Source organism: Corynebacterium sp. MSK044, assembly GCF_030232825.1.
Classification (GTDB): Bacteria; Actinomycetota; Actinomycetes; order Mycobacteriales; family Mycobacteriaceae; genus Corynebacterium.
In genome coordinates this window covers 1-5109 of record NZ_JASPJJ010000036.1, presented here as the reverse complement: position 1 = coordinate 5109, position 5109 = coordinate 1, and the positions used below count along the sequence as shown (strand labels likewise).

At 59.6% G+C, this 5109-nt stretch carries 5 protein-coding genes and 2 tRNA genes; 2 read left to right on the top strand and 5 right to left on the bottom strand.

Annotation, left to right across the window (positions count from 1 at the left end):
• Positions 1 to 343: 343 nt before the first annotated feature.
• Together murA and ramA are read right to left on the bottom strand one after the other, a co-directional pair.
• The gene (gene murA / locus QP994_RS10835; protein WP_284866788.1) at positions 344 to 1594 is read right to left on the bottom strand and encodes a UDP-N-acetylglucosamine 1-carboxyvinyltransferase; all 1251 of its coding nucleotides are present in this window, start codon (positions 1592 to 1594) and stop codon (positions 344 to 346) included.
• A gap of 36 nt (positions 1595 to 1630) precedes the next feature.
• Entirely contained in the window at positions 1631 to 2470 is an 840-nt protein-coding gene (gene ramA / locus QP994_RS10830; protein WP_284856423.1) for an acetate metabolism transcriptional regulator RamA, read from the bottom strand.
• A gap of 287 nt (positions 2471 to 2757) precedes the next feature.
• Between ramA and cysK the strand changes: the two genes are divergently transcribed.
• The gene (gene cysK / locus QP994_RS10825; protein ID WP_284866786.1) at positions 2758 to 3702 is read left to right on the top strand and encodes a cysteine synthase A; all 945 of its coding nucleotides are present in this window, start codon (positions 2758 to 2760) and stop codon (positions 3700 to 3702) included.
• Between the two features lie 86 nt (positions 3703 to 3788).
• On the top strand, positions 3789 to 4391 hold the full coding sequence (gene epsC, locus QP994_RS10820) for a serine O-acetyltransferase EpsC (protein WP_284856425.1): 603 nt from the start codon (positions 3789 to 3791) through the stop codon (positions 4389 to 4391).
• Positions 4392 to 4403: 12 nt separating this feature from the next.
• On the opposite strand, the gene QP994_RS10815 is transcribed toward epsC, so the two are convergent.
• The 3 genes from QP994_RS10815 to QP994_RS10805 all read right to left on the bottom strand — a co-directional run bounded on the left by QP994_RS10815 (position 4404) and on the right by QP994_RS10805 (position 4921).
• Positions 4404 to 4691 (bottom strand): GNAT family N-acetyltransferase, encoded by a 288-nt coding sequence (locus QP994_RS10815; RefSeq protein ID WP_284866785.1) that lies wholly within the window; start codon positions 4689 to 4691, stop codon positions 4404 to 4406.
• Between the two features lie 61 nt (positions 4692 to 4752).
• A tRNA-Phe gene (locus tag QP994_RS10810) sits at positions 4753 to 4825 on the bottom strand.
• Positions 4826 to 4847: 22 nt separating this feature from the next.
• Positions 4848 to 4921 (bottom strand) — tRNA-Asp (locus tag QP994_RS10805).
• Positions 4922 to 5109 lie beyond the last annotated feature (188 nt).

The window sequence follows — 5109 nt, the reverse complement described above, 5'->3', positions numbered from 1 at the left end:
ACGGAGTAAACAGTCACAAACCAACCAAACAAAAAATCATTGGCACACTATCGAGTTCTCACACAACACACGCACACCCAAACACACCCCACAACAGGGCCCGTTCAAAGCAGCTTGCTGAACCTTACACACACCCACACCACAAACAAAATCGCAGCACATGCGGATCACATGAAAGGAACCATCAACGCTCGTTTTCCTACCGCCATCTCACCAAAACCCAGTCCCAATCAGACTGGCCGGCGGGGCGTTGTCGGTCACGCTGACTCACACAAAACTACACACATCCAACCAACAACACAAATCAGCAGGTGGGAGGGGAGAATCGTCGATAAGCACATGCCTATACGCGGCGCACATCAGCACCGAGATGATTGAGGTCTTCAACGAAGTGGGGGTAACCGCGGTCGATGTGGTCAACGTCATGGACAATCGTCTCCCCATCAGCGACAAGACCAGCCAAAACGAGGCCGGCGCCCGCGCGGATATCGGAAGACCAGACATCCGTGGATGACAGGCGCTCCACGCCGCGAAGAACCACATGATGGCCATCGACGGTGGCATCTGCGCCCAGGCGCAACATCTCATCCACGAAACGGAAGCGGGACTCAAAGACATTCTCCGTAATCACGGAGGTCCCCTCAGCGACAGCGCTCAGACCAATAGCCATGGGCTGAAGGTCCGTGGGGAAGCCGGGGAACGGCAAGGTTTGGTAGTCCACGGCTTGAGGGCGGCCGTCCATGCGCACGCGGAATCCGTTGTCGTAGGTCTCCACATGAGCGCCGGCATTCTTCAGCTTCGCCAAAGCCAAGTGCAGGTGGCGGGGAGCAATACCAACGACGGTGACATCACCCCGCGTCATGGCGGCGGCATATGCCCAGGTGCCCGCCACGATGCGGTCGCCGATCACGGTGTGCTCCGTGGGGTGGAGGGACTCAACGCCCTCGATGGTGATGGTGGACGTGCCAGCACCGGTGATGCGCGCACCCATCGCGTTGAGCATGTAGCAGAGATCCACGATCTCCGGCTCACGCGCTGCATTGTCCAGCACAGTCTGACCATCAGCCAAGACAGCAGCGGTGAGAATATTCTCCGTTGCACCGACGGAGGGGAAGTCCAGGTTAATTCGCGCACCATGCAAACGACCGGCGCGCGCAACGACGGCACCGTGCTCAATGTGAGTGGTAGCCCCCAGCTTTTCCAGGCCGGACTGATGCATATCCAAGGGGCGGGAACCAATCGCGTCACCGCCCGGAAGAGCCACGATCGCCTCCCCGCAGCGCGCCGTCAACGGGCCCAACACGGCCACGGAGGCACGGAACTGACGCACCGCATCAAAATCCGCGCGGGAAGACAACTGCGCGGGGGTGTGAATGCGCACAACCGTGCCATCAATCTCCACCTCGCAGCCCAAACCTTCCAGCACCTTCTGCATCAACGGCACATCGAGGATCTCCGGGCAGTTATTCAGAGTTGTCGTGCCCTCCACCAACAGCGCGGCGGCCATCAGCTTCAACACACTATTTTTGGCGCCATCAACTCGCACAACCCCTTCGAGGCGGGCTCCACCTTGGACCAGAAAACGCTCTTTCACGCGACCCAGGGTAGTGAAAATTTAGCCAAGAGGCGGTTAAGGCAGCGCACCAATCCTGCGCGCAGCGTTCACAGCCTCATAACGAGTGTGCGCCCCCAGCTTGCGCATCACGCTGCGCAGGTAGGACTTCACCGTCTCCGCGCCAATACCCATTTCCTCGGCGGCCTCCACGTTCGTGTGGCCCAGGGCAACGCAGGAGAGAACATCCAGTTCGCGCGCAGACAGCTTCGTGGACTGCTTCACACGCACCGGCGCGACCATCTGGTCACACAGCTGCTCAAGTTCCTTACGGATCGGCTCATCTTCAACACGGTTAGCCAGCATGCGCAGCTTGGAGTGGGTGGCACGGACCTGCTCCCATTCCGCACCATTCATCACGCGGCCCGCTTTGGCAGTGGCTTTGCCACCTTCGACTCGTCGTAAAGCTGAATTGACCGCAAGGTCCTGCTCGAGCGTGCGCGCAGTCATGGTGACCTCCTCGATCACCTTGTCCCCCAGGCGCACCGGAGAATGCACGCCCACATACAACACACCACGAATCTCACGCTGCACAATCACCGGCACAGCAACAACAGAATGAAGTCCCTCATCCTGAATCGCGCGGTCATGCTCATGCGAAATCACATTCGCGCGGGTGTAATCAGACACGCCCACCGCACGTCGTGTCGAGACAACACGGCCACCCACACCCTGATTCTGGTCAATCACCAGGTTCTGCAGAGCCGGCGTGCGCAAACCGATCCACTGGGTGATCTGAAGGCGATTATCAGCAAGAAGGGTGCCATACATCGCTACCGGAATGCCGGTAGCTGTCTTCAGCGCAGTCAGAGACGCGCGGATCGCATCGTCGTCGTCCTTAACCCCTTGCGCGTCCATGTTCTCTCCTTCTCTGGCCGTCGCATTGCCCCCGTTCGAGTGTCCCCGACGGAGGAAGGACACTGTCCGGATCCAGCCCGATAAATGCCCTAGTGGAACAAACAGCCCCCATCTTAACGGTTAATCGGGGGTAACCAAATCCGAAAAATGTGCGCAAGAAGTACGCAATTGCTTATCGACGCTACCCCCAAACCACCTGGTCCATAGTTATTGGACCACTCGGTCTAGATTTTTAGCGTGGGTCGTGTAGGATCACATGTCAACAGCTCATAGCTAAAGGAGAAAAAATGGGAAAGATCTACAACAACATCCTGGAAACCATCGGTGGCACCCCGCTCGTCGAACTTAAAGGCATCACCGAAGGCACCGACGCCGCACAGGCACGCATCCTGGGCAAACTCGAATTCTTCAACCCCGCTAACTCCGTGAAGGACCGCATCGGACGCGCGATTATCGACGCCGCGGAGGCCTCCGGTCAGCTCAAGCCCGGTGGCACCATCGTCGAAGCCACCTCCGGTAACACCGGCATCGCCCTCGCACTTGTCGGCGCGGCGCGTGGCTACAAGGTCATCCTGACCATGCCGGAAACCATGTCCGTTGAGCGCCGCGTCGTACTGCGTGCCTACGGTGCCCAGATTGAACTGACGCCGGGTGCAGCGGGGATGAAGGGAGCCGTGGAAAAGGCAAACGAGATTGTCGAGCAGACTGACAACGCCATCCAGGCCCGCCAGTTTGAAAACGAAGCCAACCCGACCGTCCACTACGAAACCACCGGCCCTGAGCTGTGGGCGGACAGCGACGGCAAGATTGACATCCTCGTCGCCGGCGTGGGCACCGGCGGCACCATCTCCGGCGCCGGCAAGTACCTGAAGGAGCAGAACCCGGACATCCAGCTCATTGCCGTGGAGCCGTCCGCCTCCCCTCTCCTGTCCGAAGGCCAGGCTGGTCCACACAAGATCCAGGGTCTCGGCGCAAACTTCGTGCCCGCCACCTTGAACCGCGGGATTATCGACGAAGTTCTCACCATCTCCAACGAAACTGCTGTAGCCACCTCCCGTGAGCTCGCCCGCAAAGACGGCATCCTCGGCGGCATCTCCAGCGGCGCTAACGTTGCAGCTGCCCTCGAAGTGGCTTCGCGCCCGGAGAACGCTGGCAAGACCATCGCCACCGTCATCTGCGACTTCGGCGAGCGCTACATCTCCACCATCCTCTACGAGGACATCCGCGACTAAACGCCGGTTACTTGGCCTCCGCGCGTGTGAATCTAAACCCCACGCGGGCGGGGGCCCTTTTTCATGCGCTGTTAAAGTGGGCTGTCATGTTCAAGGTGATCCAAACAATCCGTGAGGACCTCGAAAACGCGCGCCTCCACGACCCCGCTGCCCGCGGCGATCTTGAGAACGCCATCGTCTACTCCGGCCTTCACGCCATCTGGATGCACCGCATCTCGCACGCCCTGTGGACCCGCAACATCAAGGGCCCAGCGCGCATCCTGGCGCAATTCACCCGCTTCCTCACCGGCGTGGAAATCCACCCCGGTGCCACCATCGGACGTCGCTTCTTCATTGACCACGGCATGGGCATTGTCATCGGCGAAACCGCCGAAATTGGGGACGGCGTCATGCTCTACCACGGCGTCACCCTCGGCGGACAGGTCCTGACCCAGACCAAACGCCACCCCACTATCGGCGATGACGTCACCATCGGTGCCGGCGCCAAGGTCCTCGGCCCGATCACCATCGGCGAAGGATCCGCTGTCGGAGCGAATGCCGTTGTAACCAAAGATGTTCCCCCCAACTGCATCGCCATTGGAATCCCCGCCAAATGCCGTCCGCGTGGCAGTGACGAGCGTAAGCACCTCGTCGATCCGGACGCCTACGTCTCTGGCGCCAACGACCACAACGACAGCACCACCCGCTAAGGTCGCCTGCCGCTACTGCACCAGGTCTTTGTAGCCTTCGTTCTTCTGCACAAAATGTTCCACCGCAGAGCAGGACGGGATGATCTTCTTTCCAGACTCCCGCGTGTCGTCGAGAGAGGCTTGGATCAGGGGTGAGGACAAACCACGCCCACGGAACGCCGGATCGATGACCGTGTGGTTGAAATCGCGGACATCCCCGACTTCGTGATAATTGGCAAACCCGGCCTGCTCACCGTCAACCGTGATGACATAGCGGTGGTGTTCCGGTTTGTGCTTAATCTCGAAATTCTGCTCACTCATGCGCACGAGTGTACCGGCCCCAGCAACACGAAACCCCGCGTCAACGACGCGGGGTTAACTGTGGCCAGAGCCAGGATCGAACTGGCGACCCCACACTTTTCAGGCGTGTGCTCTACCAACTGAGCTATCTGGCCGGAACCGCTAAAAGCAGTTCAGCGACCCTGACGGGACTTGAACCCGCGACCTCCGCCGTGACAGGGCGGCGCGCTAACCAACTGCGCCACAGGGCCTTATGCACTTTTCGCGCTCAGACGGGATCTAAGCCCGCGTCTTGCACGAATTGATACCTTACACAGAGTGCTTAAAACAATACAAACCAGCACTTCAATACTCGTTTCTGAGCACACCAAATGGCCGGACATGCCGGCTACTTGGTGGGTTACCGCCCGTAGAGCAGCGTCATTGCTCCAAAGGGGTG

Excerpts from the sequence above, each read along its gene's own strand:
- ramA (WP_284856423.1), bottom strand. The coding sequence starts at position 2,470 with ATGGACGCGCAAGGGGTTAAGGACGACGACGATGCGATCCGCGCGTCT.
- cysK (WP_284866786.1), top strand. The coding sequence starts at position 2,758 with ATGGGAAAGATCTACAACAACATCCTGGAAACCATCGGTGGCACCCCG.
- epsC (WP_284856425.1), top strand. The coding sequence starts at position 3,789 with ATGTTCAAGGTGATCCAAACAATCCGTGAGGACCTCGAAAACGCGCGC.
- QP994_RS10815 (WP_284866785.1), bottom strand. The coding sequence starts at position 4,691 with ATGAGTGAGCAGAATTTCGAGATTAAGCACAAACCGGAACACCACCGC.